Origin of the sequence: Klebsiella sp. 7-CIP_Kleb. (genome assembly GCF_050378655.1) — a bacterium.
Classification (GTDB): Bacteria; Pseudomonadota; Gammaproteobacteria; order Enterobacterales; family Enterobacteriaceae; genus Klebsiella; species Klebsiella quasipneumoniae.
Window position 1 is genome coordinate 1 of the sequence record NZ_JBNRLJ010000038.1, and the last position, 625, is coordinate 625.

A 625-nucleotide genomic window follows, 5' to 3' on the forward strand; every position below is an offset into this window, starting at 1 on the left:
GCCGTGGTTATCCCCGCCCTGGTCGTAGTCCACGCGCTGGTAGCCCGCTTCCAGCCAGGTGGAGTGCACGTCGTTCCAGAAATACATCGGCCGCACGATGGCGCCGTAGTTCTTGCGGTTGTCGGTGTTGTCCCTGCCGTTGTCGTAGTCGTGGAAGGCCAGCAGATATTCCACCTGCGCCTGCTGGGTGAACTTATGGCTGCCCTCGAAGCTGGCGTAGACCGTGGTCAGGTCGTCGGTTTTGTTATAGACGCTGTTATCCGAGTTGTCGGAGTAGCGCAGGATCACCTTGTTCACCCCGCTGTCGTTGGTGTGGCTCAGCACCAGGCCGCCCTGCCAGGCTTCGAGGCGCGCGTCGCTGTCCACCGCCTTTGAATCAAAGCCGTAGTTGGCGTACACCTCGACGTCGATCGGCCCGGCCTTGATGTTGTGGGTTTTGGTGGTCAGCGCGTAGTGGCCGTTGTCGCCGGTGTCGGAGCTACCGGTACAGGTAATGCGCGACGGGTTGGTCTCGTCGGCCATCACTTCCGGGCTACAGGATTTCACCTGCGACACCGCCGCCACGTCGAACTGCACGCCGCCGATATCAAAGTTCTTCACCCCGGCGCCCTGGCCGTCGTGGTTC

1 protein-coding gene is annotated in these 625 nt (G+C 61.9%); it reads right to left on the reverse strand.

What is annotated here, in order from left to right; all coding sequences use genetic code 11:
• A partial coding sequence (locus ACQUTI_RS26320) for a carbohydrate porin (RefSeq protein ID WP_428923428.1) occupies positions 1-625 on the reverse strand: 625 nt, incomplete at both ends.